This window comes from Streptomyces sp. NPDC048254 (assembly GCF_043201895.1).
Lineage (GTDB): Bacteria > Actinomycetota > Actinomycetes > Streptomycetales > Streptomycetaceae > Streptomyces.
Genome location: NZ_JBICZJ010000006.1, coordinates 228,246 through 247,012, shown reverse-complemented (window position 1 = coordinate 247,012; position 18,767 = coordinate 228,246). Strand labels below are relative to the sequence as shown.

The 18,767-nt window shown below is 68.8% G+C and carries 16 protein-coding genes and 1 pseudogene; 10 read left to right on the top strand and 7 right to left on the bottom strand.

From position 1 onward, the window contains the following. Positions 1–30: 30 nt before the first annotated feature. The 3 genes from ACGFZQ_RS19190 (at position 31) to cimA (ending at position 4,394) form a co-directional block, all read left to right on the top strand. Positions 31–1,161 (top strand): hypothetical protein, encoded by a 1,131-nt coding sequence (locus ACGFZQ_RS19190; protein WP_393841346.1) that lies wholly within the window; start codon positions 31–33, stop codon positions 1,159–1,161. 37 nt (positions 1,162–1,198) lie between these two features. Continuing rightward, a complete protein-coding gene (locus ACGFZQ_RS19185) occupies positions 1,199–2,500 on the top strand; it encodes an MFS transporter (protein WP_351739495.1) in 1,302 nt (433 codons plus the stop codon). Positions 2,501–2,783: 283 nt separating this feature from the next. Then, on the top strand, positions 2,784–4,394 hold the full coding sequence (gene cimA, locus ACGFZQ_RS19180; RefSeq protein ID WP_393841345.1) for a citramalate synthase: 1,611 nt from the start codon (positions 2,784–2,786) through the stop codon (positions 4,392–4,394). A 55-nt stretch (positions 4,395–4,449) separates the two neighbouring features. On the opposite strand, the gene ACGFZQ_RS19175 is transcribed toward cimA, so the two are convergent. Next, positions 4,450–6,315 carry a ricin-type beta-trefoil lectin domain protein gene (locus ACGFZQ_RS19175; RefSeq protein ID WP_393841344.1) on the bottom strand — a complete coding sequence of 622 codons (1,866 nt, stop codon included), beginning with the start codon at positions 6,313–6,315 and terminating at the stop codon, positions 4,450–4,452. A gap of 126 nt (positions 6,316–6,441) precedes the next feature. On the opposite strand from ACGFZQ_RS19175, the gene ACGFZQ_RS19170 reads away from it, so the two are divergent. Continuing rightward, positions 6,442–9,456, top strand: a complete 3,015-nt coding sequence (locus ACGFZQ_RS19170) for a glycoside hydrolase family 3 N-terminal domain-containing protein (protein ID WP_393841343.1) — start codon at positions 6,442–6,444, stop codon at positions 9,454–9,456. Positions 9,457–9,497: 41 nt separating this feature from the next. Further along, positions 9,498–10,865: a hypothetical protein gene (locus ACGFZQ_RS19165; protein WP_393841342.1), complete on the top strand. Its 1,368-nt coding sequence runs from the start codon at positions 9,498–9,500 to the stop codon at positions 10,863–10,865. An 87-nt stretch (positions 10,866–10,952) separates the two neighbouring features. Here the strand turns inward: ACGFZQ_RS19165 and ACGFZQ_RS19160 are convergent, their stop codons facing one another. The 4 genes from ACGFZQ_RS19160 to ACGFZQ_RS19145 all read right to left on the bottom strand — a co-directional run bounded on the left by ACGFZQ_RS19160 (position 10,953) and on the right by ACGFZQ_RS19145 (position 13,255). After that, a complete protein-coding gene (locus tag ACGFZQ_RS19160; RefSeq protein ID WP_351739482.1) occupies positions 10,953–11,735 on the bottom strand; it encodes a serine protease in 783 nt (260 codons plus the stop codon). 170 nt (positions 11,736–11,905) lie between these two features. Continuing rightward, positions 11,906–12,148: a hypothetical protein gene (locus ACGFZQ_RS19155; protein WP_393841341.1), complete on the bottom strand. Its 243-nt coding sequence runs from the start codon at positions 12,146–12,148 to the stop codon at positions 11,906–11,908. A gap of 103 nt (positions 12,149–12,251) precedes the next feature. Further along, positions 12,252–12,437, bottom strand: a complete 186-nt coding sequence (locus tag ACGFZQ_RS19150) for a DUF397 domain-containing protein (RefSeq protein WP_393841340.1) — start codon at positions 12,435–12,437, stop codon at positions 12,252–12,254. Next, complete coding sequence (locus tag ACGFZQ_RS19145; protein WP_393841339.1) at positions 12,434–13,255, bottom strand: helix-turn-helix domain-containing protein; 822 nt, start codon at positions 13,253–13,255, stop codon at positions 12,434–12,436. Before ACGFZQ_RS19145 ends, ACGFZQ_RS19150 begins: the two co-directional genes overlap by 4 nt. Before the next feature lie 112 nt (positions 13,256–13,367). Between ACGFZQ_RS19145 and ACGFZQ_RS19140 the strand changes: the two genes are divergently transcribed. After that, a complete protein-coding gene (locus tag ACGFZQ_RS19140) occupies positions 13,368–13,775 on the top strand; it encodes an ATP-binding protein (protein WP_393841338.1) in 408 nt (135 codons plus the stop codon). Here ACGFZQ_RS19140 and ACGFZQ_RS19135 read toward each other — a convergent pair whose 3' ends face one another. Then, positions 13,776–14,585, bottom strand: coding sequence for a tetratricopeptide repeat protein (locus ACGFZQ_RS19135; protein ID WP_393841337.1), 810 nt, complete (start codon positions 14,583–14,585; stop codon positions 13,776–13,778). Positions 14,586–14,755: 170 nt separating this feature from the next. Between ACGFZQ_RS19135 and ACGFZQ_RS19130 the strand changes: the two genes are divergently transcribed. The 3 genes and pseudogenes from ACGFZQ_RS19130 (at position 14,756) to ACGFZQ_RS19120 (ending at position 15,950) form a co-directional block, all read left to right on the top strand. Then, complete coding sequence (locus ACGFZQ_RS19130) at positions 14,756–14,881, top strand: HNH endonuclease (RefSeq protein ID WP_393841336.1); 126 nt, start codon at positions 14,756–14,758, stop codon at positions 14,879–14,881. A gap of 102 nt (positions 14,882–14,983) precedes the next feature. After that, positions 14,984–15,097, top strand: a pseudogene (locus ACGFZQ_RS19125) (helix-turn-helix domain-containing protein); the annotation flags it as partial. A gap of 169 nt (positions 15,098–15,266) precedes the next feature. Further along, complete coding sequence (locus tag ACGFZQ_RS19120; protein WP_393841335.1) at positions 15,267–15,950, top strand: DUF899 family protein; 684 nt, start codon at positions 15,267–15,269, stop codon at positions 15,948–15,950. Between the two features lie 104 nt (positions 15,951–16,054). On the opposite strand, the gene ACGFZQ_RS19115 is transcribed toward ACGFZQ_RS19120, so the two are convergent. Next, a complete protein-coding gene (locus ACGFZQ_RS19115) occupies positions 16,055–16,654 on the bottom strand; it encodes a YceI family protein (protein ID WP_393841334.1) in 600 nt (199 codons plus the stop codon). 493 nt (positions 16,655–17,147) lie between these two features. On the opposite strand from ACGFZQ_RS19115, the gene ACGFZQ_RS19110 reads away from it, so the two are divergent. Next, positions 17,148–18,743, top strand: coding sequence for an acyl-CoA carboxylase subunit beta (locus ACGFZQ_RS19110; RefSeq protein WP_393841333.1), 1,596 nt, complete (start codon positions 17,148–17,150; stop codon positions 18,741–18,743). Positions 18,744–18,767: the final 24 nt, after the last annotated feature.

Genomic DNA, 18,767 nt, shown 5'->3' with positions numbered 1-18,767 from the left:
ACCGACCAGCACACCCGGGGGATCACCGCCTTGAACGTCCGTACCCGCACCGCCCTCGCCGCCGCCCTGACGGCCGCCGCCCTGGCCGCGACCGGGGCGGCGGCCACCGCCGCGCCCGCCACCGCTCCGCGCACCGAACCGGTCAGCGTCACGCCCTCCGGGGCGGCGGGCGACGGCCCGTCGACCGGTGCGGTCATCAGCCGGAACGGCCGCTACGTCGCCTTCTCCTCGACCGCCACCGACCTGCTCCCCGGCGCCCCGCACGGCGGGGTCCTCGTCCGTGACCTGACGACCGGCAAGCTCACGCACGCGGCCGACGGCACCGACCCGTCGCTCAGCGCCGACGGCCGCCGCCTCGCCTACACCACGGGCACCGGCCTGCGCCTCCTCGACCGCCGCACCGGCCGCACCGAACGCCTGGACACCGGCCTCCCGGCGGGCTTCGGCCCGGGTTCCCACGCCCGTCTGAGCGGCACCGCCCGCTACGCCGTCTTCACCGCCAGCAGCGACGCCGACGGCCCGGTCGTCTTCCTCCGCGACCGCGACAAGCACACCACCGAGCGGATCAGCCCGCCGAAGCCGACCTGGGAGCCGCGCAGCGCCGGCGCCCCCACCGTCAGCGACGACGGCAGCCGGATCGTGTACCAGTACACCTACTCCAACGGCCCGCGCGGCGACGACTGGAGCGACATCTGGCTCTACGACCGCGCCACCGGCGAGCGCACCCGGATCGACCGCTCCACCGACGGCTCACCCACCACCCGCGAGTCCCTGAACCCGGCCCTCAGCGCGGACGGCCGTACCGTCGTCTTCGAATCGGCCGACACCCATCTGGTTCCGGCCGATACCGACAACAGCTGGAACGTGTTCGTCCACCACATCGCCACGGGCGTCAACGACCGTATCCAGGGCTACGGGCGGGACGCGGCGGTCAGCGCGGACGGCCGATACGTCACCCTCACCACCCACGAGGGTTCCGCATACCCGCTGTATGCGAGCGACTTGAGGAACCACACCCGCACCCTGGTCGCCCAGGAAGGCCAGGCGGCTCCCGGCGGGGTCACGGGCGGCCGGGTCGCCTTCACGTCCTACGACGGCACCCTCAACCCGCGCGGGGACACCAACAACGAACAGGACGTCTTCGTCAGGCATTTGCAGTAAAGGAATCTCATGTTCCCCCGCCGGGCAGGAAAGGCCCATGGGACGACAACAGTGGAAGAAGATCTGGGTCGGTTCGGCGGGCAACATGGTCGAGTGGTTCGACTGGTTCGTGTACGCGAGCTTCGCCACCTACTTCGCCGGGGCGTTCTTCCCGAGCGGAAATCCCACCGCGCAGCTGATGAACACCGCCGGCATCTTCGCCGTCGGGTTCTTCATGCGCCCGGTGGGCGGCTGGCTGCTCGGCAGGGTCGGTGACCGAAAGGGCCGCAAAGCGGCCCTGACCCTCACCGTCACCCTCATGTCGGTGTCCGCGCTCCTCATCGCCGTCGCCCCGACCTACGACGTGGCCGGCTACGGCGGAGCCTTCGTGCTGCTCGTCGCCCGCCTGCTGCAAGGGCTGTCGGTGGGCGGCGAGTACGCGGCCAGCGCCACCTACCTCACCGAGGCCTCCGACCCGCGCCGGCGCGGTTTCGCCTCCAGCTTCCAGTACGTGTCGATGACCGCGGGCCAGATCGCCGGCCTCGGCCTGCTGATCGTCCTCCAGCACACCCTCTCCGACACCGCGCTGCACGACTACGGCTGGCGCATTCCGTTCGTGGTCGGCGCGCTCGGTGCCGCCGTGGTCTTCTACCTGCGCCGGACCATGCTGGAGACCGAGGTCTACGCGGAGGACACCTCGGACACCGCCGAGCGCGGCACGCTGCGCGCGCTGTGGCGGCACCGGCGGGCGGCGTTCCTGGTCATCGCGCTGACGATGGGCGGCACGGTCGCCTACTACACGTATACGACGTACCTCACGAAGTACCTCTCCAACTCCGCGGGCCTGTCCAAGGAGACCGCCACCCTGGTCTCCTTCACCGCGCTCACCGTCTTCGCCTGCCTCCAGCCGCTCGCCGGCGCCCTCTCCGACCGCATCGGCCGCCGCCCGCTGCTGATCACCTTCGCGGTCGGCTGCACCGTCCTCACCGTGCCGATCCTGACCCTCCTCAAACACGCGAACGGTTACTGGCCCGCCCTCGGCCTCTCCCTGCTCGCCCTCGTCGTGGTCACCGGCTACACCTCGATCAACGCCTGCGTGAAGGCCGAGCTCTTCCCGACCGGCGTCCGCGCCCTGGGCGTGGCCCTGCCCTACGCCCTCGCCAACGCCCTGTTCGGCGGTACGGCGGAGTACATCGCCCTGTGGTTCAAGAACGCCGGGATCGAGTCCGGCTTCTACTGGTACGTGGCGGGCTGTGCCGCCGTATCGCTTGTGGTGTACGTCACCATGCGGGAGACGAAGGACCTGGATCTGGCACGGATGAGGTCTCAGGATCCATCCACCGTGACGACCGCATCCTGAGACGGTCGGTGAGCCGGGGGCGGGTTGTGCCAGACTTCCCCCGTGCTCTCGTTCGCCATGATTATTGGCAGCAGGCGCGCCGGTCCGCAGTGACCACCACGTACGACCAGGTACGGGTGGCCATCGTCGTCCTCGACCCGCGCGCAGACCTCTCGCACCCGCGAGGGGTTTTTTCGTTTTCCGGCCCACCTTCAGCCGGAAGACCAGCGCGAGGGACCATGGAGGGACGGTGGAGCCGGTCATTCCGGTACGACCGAGATTCGACATCAGGAGCCTAGTGACCATGACCGAGACGGCAACCAACGAGCTGGACGACTCGTTCCACGTCTTCGACACCACGCTGCGCGACGGTGCGCAGCGCGAGGGCATCAACCTCACCGTCGCGGACAAGCTGGCCATCGCACGGCACCTGGACGACTTCGGCGTGGGCTTCATCGAGGGCGGCTGGCCGGGCGCCAACCCCCGGGACACCGAGTTCTTCGCCCGCGCCCAGCAGGAGATCGACTTCAAGCACGCCCAGCTGGTCGCCTTCGGCGCCACCCGCCGGGCCGGTGCCAAGGCGGCGGAGGACCCGCAGGTCAAGGCCCTGCTGGAGTCCGGTGCCCCGGTGATCACCCTGGTCGCCAAGTCCCACGACCGCCATGTCGAACTGGCGCTGCGCACCACCCTCGACGAGAACCTGGCGATGGTCCGCGACACGGTGTCCTTCCTGAAGGACCAGGGCCGCCGGGTCTTCGTCGACTGCGAGCACTTCTTCGACGGCTACCGCGCCAACCCCGAGTACGCGAAGGCGGTCGTCCGGGCCGCCTCCGAGGCGGGCGCCGACGTGGTCATCCTCTGCGACACCAACGGCGGCATGCTCCCCGCCCAGGTCAACGCCGTGGTCTCCACCGTCCTCGCCGACACCGGCGCCCGGCTCGGCATCCACACCCAGGACGACACCGGCTGCGCGGTCGCCAACACCCTGGCCGCCGTCGACGCCGGCGCCACCCACGTCCAGTGCACGGCCAACGGCTACGGCGAGCGCGTCGGCAACGCCAACCTCTTCCCGGTGGTCGCCGCGCTGGAGCTGAAGTACGGCAAGAAGGTCCTCCCCGACGGCCGGCTGCGCGAGATGACCCGCATCTCCCACGCCATCGCCGAGGTCGTCAACCTCACGCCCTCCACCCACCAGCCCTACGTCGGCGTCTCGGCCTTCGCCCACAAGGCCGGCCTGCACGCCTCCGCGATCAAGGTCGACCCGGACCTCTACCAGCACATCGACCCCGAGCTGGTCGGCAACACCATGCGCATGCTGGTCTCCGACATGGCCGGCCGCGCCTCCGTCGAGCTCAAGGGCAAGGAACTCGGCATCGACCTCGGCGGCGACCGCGAACTGGTCGGCCGGGTGGTGGAGCGGGTGAAGGAGTACGAGCTCAAGGGCTACACCTTCGAGGCGGCCGACGCCTCCTTCGAACTCCTCCTGCGCGCCGAGGTGGAGGGCAGGCGGCGCAGCTACTTCCGCGTCGAGTCCTGGCGGGCCATCGTCGAGGACCGCCCCGACGGCACCCACGCCAACGAGGCCACGGTCAAGCTCTGGGCCAAGAGCGAGCGCATCGTCGCCACGGCGGAGGGCAACGGCCCGGTCAACGCCCTCGACCGGGCCCTGCGCGTGGGCCTCGAAAAGATCTACCCGCAGCTCGCCAAGCTCGACCTGGTCGACTACAAGGTCCGCATCCTGGAGGGCAAGCACGGCACCGAGTCCATCACCCGCGTGCTGATCTCCACGTCCGACGGCAGCGGCGAATGGTCCACCGTCGGCGTCGCGGAGAACGTCATCGCCGCCTCCTGGCAGGCCCTGGAGGACGCGTACACCTACGGCCTGCTGCGGGCGGGCGTGGAGCCGGCGGAGTAACAGCGGTGAAGCCGGGGGCTGGGCTCACAGCCCCCGGCTCGTTCCGCGTACCGCCTTACTGCAGGTGCCACTTCTGGTTGGCGGATCCCGTGCACGTCCAGATCTGGCCGCGCGCCCCGTTGGCCGACGAGTTGTCCGTGACGTCGAGGCACTTGTTCGCCGCCGCGTTCACCACGTCACCCGTCGACGCGTTGTACGACCACTGCTGCGCCCCGGTGCCGTTGCAGTCGTACAACTGCACCTTCGCGCCGTCCGCCGTGGAGGCCGACGTCACGTCGAGGCACTTGCCGAGCGCGCGGACCGAGCCGTCGGACTGCACGGTCCACTGCTGGGCGGTGCTGCCGTTGCAGTCGTAGAGCTGCACGGCCGTACCGTTCGTGCTCGAACCGCCCGCCACGTCGAGGCACTTGCTCGCGAGCCCGACGAAGGCGCCCGTCTGGCTGCCGCCGCCCGACTGGGTGCCGGACCAGGTGAAGGTCGCCGAGGTCTTGCCGGGCAGTGAGTAAGTGGCGTGCTGGGAGCCCCAGTTGATGGTGACGGTCTTGGCGGCGGACGAGTCGTTGTAGGCGATCAGCGCCTTGGACCCGTCCGGGTTGCGCCAGGCCACGTTCGGCACGGCGGTGGACGCGGTGGAGGCGATCCGCTGCGCGCCGGGCCGGACGAACTTGGTCAGGTGCCCCATCGTGTAGTACTCGACCGTGTAGTCGACGGTCCCGCTCGCCCCGTCCCCGTTGTGCACGGTGATCAGCCCGGTGCAGGTGCCGCAACCGCCGTTGTGCGGGCCCATGTTCTGGTCCACGGCCAGCGACCACTTCGTCACCGACTTCGCCCAGTTGCGGGTGTAGTCGATGATGTTGTTCATGTCCTCGCGCTGCTGGTTGGCGATCCAGGTGCCCCCGGAGTGCTCGGTGCCGAAGGCGTCCAGCGTGGGGTACTGGTTGTGGACGGTGGTCTGCTTGTTGATGTCACCGCCGTAGCCGTGCCAGGCGATCCCGCCGAAGTTGGGGTGGTTGCGGATCGCCGAGTCGTCGACGCTCGCGGCCGCGTAGGAGTCGTACACGTCCCAGTTCCAGTCGTGCGCGAGGACCTTGGTGGAGAGCCCGGCGGCCTGGAGCTTCGGCAGCAGTTCGCTCTTGAGGAAGTACTGCAGGCCCGAGGCGTTCCAGCTCATCGACGGGTAGCCGGAACAGCAGGTCGGCTCGTTCTGCGGGGTGACGTAGGAGACCTTCACGCCCTGTGCCTGGTAGGCCTGGAGGTACTTCACGAAGTACGAGGCGTAGGCCCCGTAGTCCTCCGACTTCAGCCAGCCCCCGTTGAGCGAGCCGCTGTCCTTCATCCAGGCCGGCGCGGTCCACGGCGAGGCCATCACCGTCAGGGACGGGTTCAGCTGGAGCGCCTGCTTGGTGAGCGGGACGACGTCCGCGAGGTCGTGGGAGATGGAGAAGCTGTTGAGGTTCGGGTCGGTCTGCCCGGCGGGTATGTCGTCGTACGTGTACCCGTACCGGGCCAGGTCCGAGGCGCCCATCGGATTGCGCAGGAACGACAGTCCGATGCCGTCCGTCGGCGAGAACAGCTTCTGCATGGTCGCGTTCCGGGTCGCCGTCGACAGCGCCCCGCTGCTGTTCATCAGCCAGGCCGCGGTGTCGGTGAAGGACGCGCCGCCGCCGGTGAAGGTCTGGTAGCGGGTGTTCTCGTCGACGGTGATGTTCTCGCCGCTGCCGCCGCTCCCGGACTGGAAGGCGAACGGCGTCTGCGCCTGGAGCCCGCGGGTGACATGGCGCCCGCCGGAGTCGTCGGTGGTGGTGAGGTACGCCGTGACCTGCTCACCGGCCGCGTGCGCGGACGGCACGACCGCGCTGAGGCCGGCCACGGTGAGCAGCCCGGCCAAGAGCAGCCGGACCGTGTGGGGGGTGGTTCTCATGGACACATCGCCCTTCCTGACGGATGTCTTGACGGGGGTGCGAGCCGTTAGTTAACTCACGTCGTGATCTAAGCCATGAGTGAACTGTGAGAGCCATGAGTGAACCAGAGAGTCGAGGGAAGGTCCATGCCAAGAACCGCCCTGCTCGTGTCCACCGCCCTACTCGCAGCCCTGATGCCCCTGTCCGCGGCCCGCGCGGCCGACGACCCCGCACCGACCCCCGTCGACCGCTTCGAGGGTGAGGTCCCCTTCGCCTCCCAGCCCGCCGAGGGCATCTTCACCTGGGGAGGCGACAGCGACGACCCGCCCGCCCTACAGTTCGCCGACCGGGCGGACGCCCCCGAGGGCGCCAAGGTCCTCTCCGGGACCTACGACATCAGCGGCTACGGCGGCTTCACCCACGACTTCGCCGCCACCGAACCCGCCCACGACTGGTCCGCCCACAAGGGCATCCGCTTCTGGTGGGACGGCCAGGACAACGGCAAGAAGATCAACTTCGAGATCAAGGACGGCGGCGCCAACGGCGAGGCCTCCGAGCTGTGGACCACCTCCTTCACCGACGACTTCACCGGCTGGAAGCAGATCGAGATCCCCTTCGCCGACTTCGTCTACCGCACGGACTACCAGCCCGTCGGCGGTATTGACCACGTCCTCGGCCTGACCCAGATGTGGGGCTACGCGCTCACCCTCCCGGTCGGTGTCCCGGGGCATTTCGCCGTGGACGACGTCGAGTTGTACGGCAAGGCCGACCAGGCCCTGCGCGCCTCCGTCACCACGGACGCGGCCGTCTACCCCGTACAGGAGGGCCGCACGGCCGCGGTGAAGGTCTCCGTCGGCACCACCGGCTCCGCCCCCCTCGACGAGCCCGTGACCGTCGCCTACGAGACGGCCACGACCGGGACCGCCACCTCCGGCGAGGACTACACCCCGGTCTCCGGCACCCTCACCTTCCCGGCCGGTACGGTCTCCGGCGCCACGCAGACCATCAAGGTGCGCACGCTGAAGGACCGGTCCGGCGAATCGGCCGAGGCCATCCCGCTGAAGCTCACCGTCACCGGCGCCAAGGCCCCCGCCGAGACCCCGCAGGTCGTCGTCGACGCGCACGGACTGCCGTACCTGGACAGCAGGTTGCCCGTGCAGAAGCGGGTCGCCGACCTCCTGTCCCGGATGTCCCTGGCGGAGAAGGTGGGCCAGATGACCCAGGCCGAGCGCGGTGCCGTGGGCAACGGCGGTGACGTCGCCGCCTACGACCTCGGCTCGCTGCTCTCCGGCGGCGGCTCGACGCCCACGCCCAACACGGCCGCGGCCTGGGCGAAGATGATCGACGGCTTCCAGCTCCGGGCGCAGGCGACCAGGTTCCAGATCCCGCTGATCTACGGCGTCGACGCGGTGCACGGCCACAACAACCTGGCCGGCGCCACGATCATGCCGCACAACATCGGCATCGGCGCGACCCGCGACCCCGGGCTCGCCGAGGACACCGGCGCGGTGACGGCCGCCGAGGTCCGCGCCACCGGCATCCCCTGGGACTTCGCCCCCTGCCTCTGCGTCACCCGTGACGAGCGCTGGGGCCGCTCCTACGAGTCCTTCGGCGAGGACCCGGCGCTGGTGAAGTCCATGGAGACCATGATCCAGGGCCTCCAGGGCCGGGCGGACGGACGTGACCTGAAGGACGACGACAAGGTCCTGGCCACCGCCAAGCACTTCGTCGGCGACGGCGGCACGGAGTACGGCTCGTCCACGACCGGGTCGTACACCATCGACCAGGGCGTCACCAAGGTCACCCGGCAGCAGCTGGAGGCGGTCCACCTGGCGCCGTACCAGACCGCGGTCGACCGGGGCATCGGCACGGTCATGCCCTCGTACTCCTCGCTCGACATCCTCGGCGACGGCCAGGGCCCGGTGAAGATGCACGCCCGCGCCGACATGATCAACGGGGTACTCAAGGGCCGGATGGGCTTCGACGGCTTCGTGATCAGCGACTGGAACGCCATCGACCAGCTCCCCGGCGACTACGCGGCCCACGTCAGCACGTCGGTCAACGCGGGCGTCGACATGATGATGGTGCCCTACAGCTACCAGGACTTCACCAAGACCCTGACCGCGGAGGTGAACGCCGGCCGGGTCGGCGAGCAGCGCATCGACGACGCGGTCTCCCGCATCCTCACCCAGAAGTTCAGGCTGGGCCTGTTCGAGCACCCGTACGCCGACACCTCCGGCGCCTCGAAGATCGGCTCCGCCAAGCACCGGGCGGTGGCCCGCCAGGCGGCCGCCGAGTCGCAGGTCCTGCTGAAGAACTCCGACAGCGTCCTGCCCCTGAAGAAGTCGCAGAAGGTGTACGTCGCCGGGTCCAACGCCGACGACCTCGGCAACCAGACCGGCGGCTGGACCATCACCTGGCAGGGCCAGTCCGGCACCCACACCACCGGCACCACCATCCTCCAGGGCATGAAGAACGCCGGGGGAGACGTCACCTACTCCAAGGACGCCTCGGCGCCGACGAGCGGCTACGACGTGGGTGTGGTCGTCGTCGGCGAGACCCCGTACGCCGAGGGCATCGGAGACGTCGGCAACGGCAACGACCTGGCGCTGACCCCGGCCGACCAGGCCGCCGTGGACAAGGTGTGCGCGGCCATGAAGTGCGCGGTGCTGATCGTCTCCGGACGCCCGCAGCTGATCGGAGACCGGCTCGGCGAGATCGACGCCCTGGTGGCGTCCTGGCTGCCGGGCACGGAGGGCGACGGCGTGGCCGACGTGCTCTACGGCAGGGAGGCCTTCACCGGCCAGCTCCCGGTCACCTGGCCGAAGTCCGAGGCCCAGCTGCCGATCAACGTGGGCGACGCCTCGTACGACCCGCAGTACCCGTACGGCTGGGGTCTGACGACCCTGACCAAGTCCCCCAAGGGCGGCGAGGCCACCCTGCGGGCGCTCGGCGTCTCCGCGAAGGCCGCGGAGCGGGCGGGTGCCGCCTCGGCCGGCCGGAAACTGGTCACCAAGGCGCGACTGCTGGTGCAGGCTGAGATCGGACAGTCGATCACGGCAGCCGTGTCGAAGCCCTTCGCGGACGCCGACCATCTGCTGCTGACCGGCCAGTACGCGGCGGCGGTGGAGAAGCTGACGGAGGCGTACGACGCAGCATAAGAAATGACTGGTTATGGGAGGCTTCGGGTAAATTGCGAAATATGAAGGCCGTGCTACGGACCCGGACCCGAAGCCTCCCAGGCCTGCTGCTGGCCCTGCTGGTGATCGCCCTCACGGCGTTCGCTCCGCAGGCCACGGCGGCCACCGGTGTCTCGACGATCGCCGACGCCCTGCGCAGGAGCCCGGTGTACGTCGACCCGGCGGCCGCCGCCCAGCTCTCCACGGCCGAGGCCGACACCCTGGCCCGGCAGATCAAGGACGCGAACAAACCCCTGTTCATCGCGGTCCTGCCGGCCGGCTACCCCACTCAGGACCTCTTCACGGACCTGCGCACCGCCACCGGCATCACCGGCCTGTACGCAGTCCGGCTCGGCGACCGCTTCGACGCCCGCGCCGACTCCTCGGTGCTGTCCCGGACGGCGGTGCAGAACCTGGTCACCAGTGTCCAGGGCGAGACCGCGAACACCCAGCTGACCGACTTCACGAACCGCGCCCTGGCCAACCTCGGCGGCAAGGCACCCGCCAGCTGGGGCGGCGGCAGCGCGGACGGCTCCGGCGTCTCCACCACGGCGCTGATCACGATCGGAGCAGTGGTCGTGGCCGGCGGAGCGGGCGCCTACGCCCTGGTCCGCCGCAACCGCCGGCGCCACCAGGAGGAGCAGCGGGCCGCCCTGGACCGGCTCCGGGTGGTCGTGGACGAGGACATCACCGCCTTCGGCGAGGAACTGGACCAGCTCGACTTCCACCCGGCCGAGCCCGGCGCCGACGACGCCATGCGCGCCGAGTACGAGCGCGCGCTGAACGCCTACGAGCAGGCGAAGCAGTACATGGCCGACGCCCGCGGACCGGAGGACGTGCGCGGGGTCACCCAGGCCCTGGAGGACGGCCGTTTCTCGCTGGCGCAGCTGGCCGCCCGCCGTGAGGGCCGCCCGCTTCCCGAGCGCCGCCCGCCGTGCTTCTTCGACCCGCGGCACGGCCCCTCGGTCACCGACGCCACCTGGACCCCGGCCGGCGGCGCGCCCCGCGAGGTGCCGGTCTGCGCGGCCGACGCCACCCGGCTGGCCGACGGCCGCGACCCGGCGATCCGCGAGGTCGACACGGACCAGGGCCGCCGCCCCTACTGGGACGCGGGCCCGGCCTACGGCCCCTGGGCGGGCGGCTACTTCGGCGGCGGCATCCTTCCCGGCCTCCTCATCGGCACGGCCCTGGGCGGCTGGATGTCCGCCCCGGCCTACGCGGCCGACTACGGCACCGGTTACGGCGACTTCAACACCGGCGGCTACCAGGGCGGCGACGTGTCGGGCGCGGACTTCGACCCGGGCGACTTCGGGGGCGGGTTCGGGGACGGCGGGGGAGGGGACTTCGGCGGCGGGGGCGGCGACAGCGGCGACTTCGGCGGCGGTTTCTGACGTACGGGGCACGGGCCCGGCGCGTGGCGGCGCCGGACCCGTGCCTGTGGCTGTTCTACGAGGTGTACGAGGTGTACGAGGCGTGATTCAGAGCGTTGCCGCCGCCGCGGCGATCGCGGAGGCGAAGGTCGAGACCTCGGAGTAGACACCGGGGGCGTTGGCCCGGGCGCAGCCGATGCCCCAGCTGACTATGCCGACCTGGATCCACGCGCCGGCGTTGTCCTTGCGGAACATGGGTCCGCCGGAGTCGCCCTGGCAGGTGTCGACGCCGCCCGCCGCGTAGCCGGCGCAGATCTCGTCGGTCGCGACCAGGCCGCTGTAGCCGCTGTAGGAGCGGCAGGTGGCGTCGCTGACGAACGGCACGGTCGCCTTGAGGAGGTAGCGCTGCTGGGCGCCGCCCTCGGTGGCCGAGCCCCAGCCGGCGATGGTGAAGGTGCCGGTGTTGTACGTCGTGGTGGTGGCGATGGGCAGCGTCGCCAGGTTGATGGGCGAGGCGAGCTTGATGAGCGCCCAGTCCTTGCCGTTGCCGTTGTAGCCGGGGGCCCGGTAGACGTAGGTGGACTTGACCTGGACCCGGCCGGTGGTCGACTGGAGGTCCACGACACCGGCGGTGGCCGTGATGCTGGTGTTGGCGCCGGTGCCGCTCACACAGTGCGCGGCGGTGAGCACGATCTGCGGGGTGTAGAGCGCGCCGCCGCAGCCCATGGAGAGCCGGACCATGAACGGGAACTCGCTCTGCGCGGCACGGGTCCCGCCGACCACGGGGTTCGGGGCGGCCTGTGCGGCGGAGACGGGCTGAAGGCTGACGACCGCGAGGGCGGCCGCACCGGCGACCGCGCATCTCCTGAGGGCCTTGAGGAGCTTCTTCAACGTGAAGCCTTCCGTGGGGGGTGTATGCGATGTATGACATGCGCATGCCAATAAACAGGCCACGAAAGCCGTAAAGGAATGACCATGTTCTGGCATGCGCTCGTCAAATTCTGTTGCTGGATTATGGGAACGCTGTGAGCGCGCACACAAGGGGTGAGATCCAGCCACACCTACGAGGACGGCGCCCCGAGCCGTGCGAGCGGCCACCGCGAGACCGCGTACCGCTCACCGGCGGCATGCCACCAGTGCGGCGGTGAGGCGTCGCCGGCAACGGCAAACGCCTGCTCGGGATGCAACCCGAGTGCGACCAGCGCCCGCGCGTCGACGAATACACCGAACCTCCCCCACCAGTGCCCGTCGTCCCCCCTCCCGCACGCGAGATCCCACCGCACCTCGTCGATCACGAAGGGCATCCAGTCGATCCCGCGCTCCCGCAGTCAACCGTGCACGGCTGCAAGGGGAGTCGGACGCCCCGGCAGGTTCTGGTACGAGGCGACGAGGACCCAGTCGATCTGCTCAGCGGGCGAGGCGCTCAAGGAAGTCGCTCCAGGCGGACGGGGAAAGGGTGAGCATCGGTCCGGCGGGGGTCTTGGAGTCACGGACGTGGATGGCGGAAGTGTGTGAGGCGACCTCGACGCAGTTGCCGCCCTCGTTGCTGCTGTAGCTGGACTTGAACCAGGCAAGCGACGCTGCGGTGTTCATGACTCTCCTAGCAGTCCATTCAAGTAGCGCACGCTCTCCTCGGGCGAGAGGGCCTGCGACCGCAGCATTCCATACTTGTGGTGATAGTCGCTGACCTCGTCGGGATCGTCGACGAGAAAGCTCGCTCGCTGGACCTCCAGGTAGACGAGGTAGTTGTGCTCGGGTGTCTCCAGTAGTGTCATGGGGCCTGCGAGCCCCGCATGCGGCATGCGGTCCATGGGCATGATCTGCACGCTCATGTGGATGGGTTCGGTGTACTCCAGGATCTGGCGGACCTGTGCCCGCATCACTTCACGGTTGCCGACCTCTCGCCTGAGGATGCTCTCCTCCAGGATGAAGTGCCCCACGGGCGGCCGGTCCCGCTGCCAGATCAACTGCCTTTCCATTCGGGCGTTGACCCATTGCTCGGCCGTCTCGGTCCCGAGCGCGGGATAGCGGGAGTCAAAGGTGGCGCGGCAGTATTCCCTGGTCTGGAGCAGTCCAGGCACCAGTTGGATCTCGTACGACAGAACTCCCAGCGCTTCCTGCTCGTGATCAATGAGCCCCTGCGCGAACTGAACGATCCGCTCCCGCACCGGCATCTTCGTCACCAGCACACCCAAGGCCCCGCCTGTCGCCAGCAGTTCGTCGAACTGCTCCGCCCGATCCGGCTGAAGTGCAAGCCGCCCCTGCTCGATGGAGCCCACCGTGTCGACATGCAGGTTCGCGAGTTCGGCGAACTGCTCCTGTGTGAGCCGGGCCTGTTTCCGGTAGTGGGCGACGAGCGCTCCGACCGCGTGCCACGAACCGACCTTCTTGGGCTTCCTCGCCACGTGCATGCGTGTCCCTTTCCCCCGTGCGCGCCCGGACCGCTCGTAGTGGACTCGTAGAAGTCAGAACTACGACTTCACTCACTGATCCATATTAGTCACTCACGGTGACACTCGCCTCATGAACCGGGAACTCCAACACCCCCACACCCGCGAGGCGTTCTACCGCCGGGACCGCAGATCCGTCGGCGTGGCCCGCGACTTCACGCGCACGGTCCTGGCCGACTGGGAGGTCGGCCCGCGCGCGGACGACGTACTGCTCTGCGTGAGCGAACTGACCACCAACGCTGTGCTCCACGGCGTACCCCCGGGCCGCGGCTTCCGCCTCCGGCTGACCCTGCACCCCGACGGAGTCCTCCGCACCGAGGTCCACGACAGCGGCCCGGGCGAACTCCGCTACGGCGACATGTCACCGGACTCGGAACACGGCCGGGGCCTGCTGCTGGTCAGCCTGCTCGCGGACAAGTGGGGGGTGGGGGAGCGGGAGCCGGGGAAGGTGGTGTGGTGCGAGCTCGTGGTGCGGGAGTGACTACATCTGAGCGTTCCGACGAGCTTTGGCGGCCCTTTCGGGGGCCTGGGCCCGCTCGTATGCCTCGGCGCTGGCGGTCCAGGACGCTTGTGCTTCGAGGTGTTTGCCTTGCCGTTCATGAAGGAGTGCGGTGTTCCAGCGGATTCTGCCCACGTTGTACCAATCGCCGAGGGCTTCGTACACCGCCTCGCTTGTGAAGAGCGCCTTGGCGGCCATGTCGAATTCCTGGAGATCACTCAGGAGCGAGCCTACATTGCTCCAAGCTGAAGCCTCTCCGTGGTGATCTCCTTGTTCGGCGAAGAGGTCTGCTGCATTCATGTAGGCATTGGCAGCGGAGTCGAAGTCAGGGCCTTCTGCCAAGGCTGCGCCCAAATTGATCCATGCCGTTGCCTCGCGCTGTCGATCCCCCAGCCGGGCGTAGATCTCCTGGGCACGTCCGCACGCCTGGGCGGCTTCCTGAAATCGGCGAAGCTCTCCGAGGGCCATGCCGAGGTTGTTCCAGGCCATCGCCTCTCTGTGGTCGTCACCCAGCTGCGAAAACAGTGCCCGACTGTGGCTGTGTATCTGCGCGGCGATGTCGTACTGCTCCCACTCGTGCATGCAACGGCCCAGGTTGGTCCAGCCGGCTGCCTGGCCGCTCAGGTCGCCGATCGAGTACGCCAGGCGGAGAGCGTGCGTGTGAGCGATGGCGGCCTCACGATACTGACGTAGTTCATGGTGAGCATTCCCCGAGGAGGCCAAGGAGAACAACTCCAGGACTTGATCTCGGTCCCGCCGCGCTGCGGTATGCAGGGCATCGGAGACAGTCACACCGTCAGTGAAGTGCCGCCGGAAGTGGAGATACCTGTCGATACAAACTCCCAGACCTGTCGCGGCCGTCCTGTGCTCCGCCTTCTCTGCCCACAACACGGCATTGACAAGGGAAGCATGTTCGGTGTCCAACCACGCCGTGGATCAACTGGTTTGCGGCCTCGAAAAAGATGCTGCACAAGCATCACTTCGTTTACCGGAGAGAAGGCGGTTCCGGCGATCGAACCAATCTTCGTCTCGTGCACTCCGCATGCCATCGACAGCTACACGCTCAAGATGGCGTACAGGCCAAGTGAAACTGCGCTGGCCCATGGGGCGAGCTTGAGCCGTGTGCATTGAAAGGTGCACGCACGGTTCTGAGGGGGCCGGGGTGCAGTAATGCATCCCGGCTACCCGACCTGTACCCGGAACGTGGCCAACGCCGCGCGCTGGCCAGGGCGTTCGGGTGCGCCCGCGTCGTGTACAACGATGCCGTGCGCGTCCGCGAGGAGGCCCGCAGGGCGGGCGGACCTCGAAGATGCGAGTCAAAGCGGAGCTGGGTTCACCGACGATCTCCGGGCCGCCGGCGACCGGGGAGAGGTGGTGCTGGTCAACCTGGCGCGTCTGTACGAAGGTGAGTGAGGCAAGTCACCGGCCTAGACTTGAGGGCCTGGGCGGGGGACCCCACTCCAGGAGGACGCGATGGTGCGGCAGACGAGGCTGGAAGGGGAGTCCGGGGAGTATCTCGGTGCCCGCGAGGAGCTGCGGCGGGCCGAGATCGAGCTGATGCGGCGCCGGGAAGAGGTCGCGGCGCTGCGCCGGGCGCTCCCGCAGGGGTCGGCCGTCGACGACTACGTCTTCCTCGAAGGGCCCGGCGACCTCGGCGCCGGTGACACCCCGGTCCGTGAGGTCGCGTTGAGCGAGCTGTTCTCCGGCCCCGGACGCCCGCTGATCGTCTACCACTTCATGTACGGCAAGCTCCAGACCAGCGCCTGCCCGATGTGCACGCTGTGGATCGACGGCTACAACGGCATCGCCCACCACGTGGCCCGGAACGCGGACTTCGTCATCGCTGCGGCCGCCGACCCGCCCACCCTCCGTCAGTACGCCCGCGATCGCGGCTGGCACCGGCTGCGGCTGCTCAGCTGTGGCGACAGCACGTTCAAGTACGACCTGGGCAGTGAGGACAAGGACGGCGCGCAGGACTCCACGGTCTCCGTCTTCACCCGTGCGGGCGACGGCACGGTCCGGCACACCTACTCCGCCCATCCGCGCATGGCCGACGACATCCAGGAGCGCGGCATCGACCTGCTGACGCCCGTCTGGCACCTCCTCGACCTCACCCCGCAAGGGCGCGGCGACTGGTACCCGACCATCGACTACTAGGACACATGCGGGACGTCCGGACACGGCCGAGCGCCCGCCCTCAGGGGAGTCGAGGGCGGGCGCTCAGCGGGCGTGATCGGGGCCGGCGGTCCGGCGCCGCGGGCTCACGCGTTCTTGATCGCGGAGATGTCGAAGTTCAGCTTGATCTTGTCGGAGACGAGCACGCCACCGGTCTCCAGCGCGGCGTTCCAGGTCACGCCCCAGTCGGAGCGCTTGATCTCGGCCTTGCCCTCGAAACCGACGCGCTCGTTGCCGAACGGGTCCTTGGCCGCGCCGTTGAATTCCAGGTCGATGGTGACCGGCTTGGTGACACCGAGGATCGTGAGGTCGCCGGTGATGCGGTAGTCGTCGCCGCCGAGGGCCTCCGCCTTGGTGGAACGGAAGGTCATCGTCGGGAACTCGTCCGTCTTGAAGAAGTCGGCCGACTTCAGGTGACCGTCACGGTCCGGGCTGCCCGTGGTGATGCTGTCCATCGTGATGTCGAGGGAGGCGGTGGACTTCGCCGGGTCCGCGCCGTCCAGGTGCAGCGAGCCCTCGAACTGCTGGAAGCTGCCCTTGACGTTGGTGACCATCGCGTGCCGGGCCACGAAGCCGAGCGTGGTGTGCGCCGGGTCGACGGTGTAGTCGCCGGTCAGCGTGGCCGTGTCGGCGCCGGGGACGGCAGCGGTGGTGGTGTCGTCGTTCTTGCGGCCGAAGATGCCCATGACGTGCTCCTTGGGGGGACGGGTCGCGGCCTGGGAGCGGTGGCTGCCGAAGGCACGGACCGTTGATGTTTAATGTTCAACGAACTCAACGGCGCCTACCGTAGCGCTATTCCGTACAACATTCAACATCATCGATTCCCGTGTCGCGCTTATTACGCACCGTAACGTCGTGTGCGCCGGATCGCGACGTGACGGGAGGGTGTGGCGAGGTTGCGGGTTAGGCTCGGTGGTGAGTGGGTCGCGCTGCGGGCGAAGCGGGCGACGGACCCGCCGTCCGGGGGCCCCTTCACTCCGGGGGTGGTATGGGGCGCCCGCGAATGTGAGGCGCGTCTCAGGTGCTGCCTTTGTGGCACCCCTACAACGCCACAGCCCTCTGAGCAGTCGGAACGGCTGCATGTCGTTCTGGTTCTGTTCAGTGGTTCCAGGAAAACGGGTCGGAGACTGTACGGAGTCGACGTCTCGTAATCCTTGGTGTCCTTCGTAAGGTCGCTACATGACCGTTTTGGAAGAGACGACGGGTGAGCCCACCGGCGAGCCGACGGACGCACGCGGGCGGGTCGCCGAGCTGCACGAGATCCGTGCGGTGGCCGTGGCGGGGCCCAGCGAGAAGGCGACCGAGGCGCAGCATGCCAAGGGCAAGCTGACGGCCCGGGAGCGTATCGAGCTGCTCCTGGACCCGGGTTCCTTCCAGGAGGTCGAGCAGCTGCGCCGGCACCGCGCGGTCGGCTTCGGCCTGGAGGCCAAGAAGCCCTACACCGACGGCGTCATCACCGGCTGGGGCACGGTCGAGGGCCGTACCGTCTTCGTCTACGCCCATGACTTCCGGATCTTCGGCGGCGCGCTGGGCGAGGCCCACGCCACCAAGATCCACAAGATCATGGACATGGCCATCGCGGCCGGTGCCCCGCTGGTCTCCCTGAACGACGGCGCCGGCGCCCGTATCCAGGAGGGCGTCTCCGCCCTCGCCGGCTACGGCGGCATCTTCCAGCGCAACACCAAGGCGTCCGGCGTCATCCCGCAGATCTCCGTGATGCTCGGCCCCTGCGCCGGCGGCGCGGCCTACAGCCCCGCCCTCACGGACTTCGTCTTCATGGTCCGCGAGACCTCGCAGATGTTCATCACCGGCCCGGACGTCGTCAAGGCGGTCACCGGCGAGGAGATCACCCAGAACGGCCTCGGCGGCGCCGACGTGCACGCCGAGACCTCCGGCGTCTGCCACTTCGCGTACGACGACGAGGAGACCTGCATCGCGGAGGTCCGCTACCTCCTCTCGCTGCTCCCGCAGAACAACCGCGAGAACCCGCCCCGCGTCGACTCCACGGACCCCGTGGACCGCCGCAGCGACGTCCTCCTGGACCTGGTCCCGGCCGACGGCAACCGGCCGTACGACATGACCAAGGTGATCGAGGAGATCGTCGACGACGGCGAGTACCTGGAGGTCCACGAGCGCTGGGCGCGGAACATCATCTGCGCGCTGGCCCGGATCGACGGCCAGGTGGTCGGCATCATCGCCAACCAACCGCAGGTCCTCGCGGGCGTCCTGGATATCGAGGCGAGTGAAAAAGCTGCGCGCTTTGTCCAGATGTGTGACGCTTTCAATGTTCCGATCGTCACATTCCTGGACGTACCGGGCTTCCTCCCCGGTGTCGACCAGGAACACGGCGGGATCATCCGCCACGGCGCGAAGCTCCTCTACGCCTACTGCAACGCGACCGTGCCCCGGATCTCACTGATCCTGCGCAAGGCGTACGGAGGTGCCTACATCGTCATGGACTCCCAGTCGATCGGTGCCGACCTGACGTACGCCTGGCCGACGAACGAGATCGCGGTCATGGGTGCGGAGGGTGCGGCCAACGTGATCTTCCGTCGGCAGATCGCCGCGGCCGAGGACCCCGAGGCCATGCGGCAGAAGATGGTCAAGGAGTACAAGGCCGAGCTCATGCACCCCTACTACGCGGCCGAGCGCGGCCTGGTCGACGACGTCATCGACCCGGCCGAGACCCGCGAGGTGCTCGCCAAGTCGCTGGCGATGCTGCACACCAAGCACGCCGACCTGCCGTCGCGTAAGCACGGCAACCCCCCGCAGTAATCCTGCGGAAACCTCTCTCACGGA